This is a genomic window from Thermoleptolyngbya sp. M55_K2018_002 (genome assembly GCF_015295965.1).
Classification (GTDB): domain Bacteria; phylum Cyanobacteriota; class Cyanobacteriia; order Elainellales; family Elainellaceae; genus Thermoleptolyngbya; species Thermoleptolyngbya sichuanensis.
Window position 1 is genome coordinate 1 of record NZ_DVEA01000002.1, and the last position, 1533, is coordinate 1533.

1 protein-coding gene and 2 pseudogenes are annotated in these 1533 nt (G+C 62.6%); 1 reads left to right on the plus strand and 2 read right to left on the minus strand.

What is annotated here, in order from left to right; all coding sequences use genetic code 11:
• Positions 1-156: pseudogene (locus IGS51_RS22245) on the plus strand (UDP-N-acetylglucosamine 1-carboxyvinyltransferase); the annotation flags it as partial.
• Positions 157-236: 80 nt separating this feature from the next.
• Here IGS51_RS22245 and IGS51_RS00025 read toward each other — a convergent pair.
• Together IGS51_RS00025 and IGS51_RS00030 are read right to left on the minus strand one after the other, a co-directional pair.
• Complete coding sequence (locus IGS51_RS00025) at positions 237-1043, minus strand: inositol monophosphatase family protein (RefSeq protein WP_297074708.1); 807 nt, start codon at positions 1041-1043, stop codon at positions 237-239.
• Positions 1044-1057: 14 nt separating this feature from the next.
• Positions 1058-1533 (minus strand): annotated as a pseudogene (locus IGS51_RS00030) (hypothetical protein); the annotation flags it as partial.

Consider the following 1533-nt stretch of genomic DNA (forward strand, 5'->3'; position numbering starts at 1 on the left):
CGCGGCACCACGATTATTCAGGGCTTGCACCATCTGGATCGAGGCTACGATGACCTGGAAGGCAAGCTGAAGCTGCTGGGGGGCCAGATCCGCCGGGTGAAAGGCGATGCGGGGGCCGAGTCGGTTTCATCCCTGCCCGTGATGCCGCGCAGCTAGCGATTATGGCTCTGCAAGATGAGCGCGAAGGGCTGAGAGTCACGTCTGATCCTCAGCCGCTTCTCTTTTTGTGCTGCGCCCTACTTGCTCAAAATGGCGACTCTGGGGAGAAACACTTCCAGAAGGGCGGGCTGACTGACAACGAGGGTGGGGAAGGGGCGATCGCCATAGTTTTGCCCTGGCACCAGCGGAAAAATCGGCCCTGGCTCTAGGGGCTGCCACACGGCTCCAGCGGCTTGCACAATGGGCCACACGGCGGCAATGTCCCAGATTTTGGGGGTGGCTTCAACTGCGCCCAGGGTCGCTCCTGCTGCCACAGTGAGCAGGTTATAGGTGGCAACGCCCAGCATTCGGATTTTGCAGGGGAAGGGCTGCTGCTGGAGGATGGCGATGCTGCGGGCACACAGGTTAAAGAAGTGGTTGCCGCTGGGCGCATCGGGGCTAGCGGCGATCGCCCGTCCATTGCAAAAGGCTCCGGTGGGCATCTCCAGTCCACTGTCGCCGGGCCAGTAGCCATGAAACGACTGCTGAATCGGCGGCAGATGCACGTAGCCGAAGACCGGCGTGCCCTGATAGAGCAGTCCCAGGGAAATGCCCCAGATGGGAATGCCCCGCGCAAAGTTGGTCGTGCCGTCGAGGGGGTCGATGATCCAGCACCAGTCCTGAGCCGGAAAAACGTGGGTCAACTCTTCGCTGAGGATGCCGTGGTCGGGAAACCGCTGGGCGATCGCCCCCCGCAGGGTTTCATCGGCCCAGCGGTCGGCCCGCGTCACCAGGCTGCCGTCGGCCTTTTCGTCGGCCTGCACCTGCCCAAAGTCCTGGAGCAGTTGCTGGCCAACTAAGTGAGTAGCGGCTTCGGCAAAATCGAGAATGTCGGGCCAGTGCATTCGGGGTTGGGGGGTTAGGGACGCTTTTGCTGCTGGTTGCGGACTTCGCGAGAAACATATCCATCCAGGGCGGGATCGTAGATGCCAAACAGGGAGCCGTCGGCGTTGTAGACCTCAATGGGAATTTGGGCGGTTTCGCCGACGGTGGCGATCGCCCGCAGCAGTGGGTTGAAGTGGGCCATGATGGCCGAATCCGGATCAGTCTCTTGTGTGACCTGAGTAATGGCGGCCGCCTCTTGCAGCACCCGATCATAGCTGGGCGTAATTCGCACCTGCATGACGCTGCCCCGCTGCGCGTAGGTGCAAATGCGGGGCGTACCGCTACAGTTGCGCTCCAAGTCTTGCTCGGCCGCCTGAGCGGCGATCGCCCCTTTCAGCTTTTCCTGTGCCGTCGCCAAGGATGCCCGATAGGATGACAGCAGCGGTTGCACTTGGGGATGGACGGTCGTGCCTGCGGCCACCTGCTGCGCCGCCGCCAGCGCCCCCTGCC

Excerpts from the sequence above, each read along its gene's own strand:
- IGS51_RS00025 (WP_297074708.1), bottom strand. The coding sequence starts at position 1,043 with ATGCACTGGCCCGACATTCTCGATTTTGCCGAAGCCGCTACTCACTTA.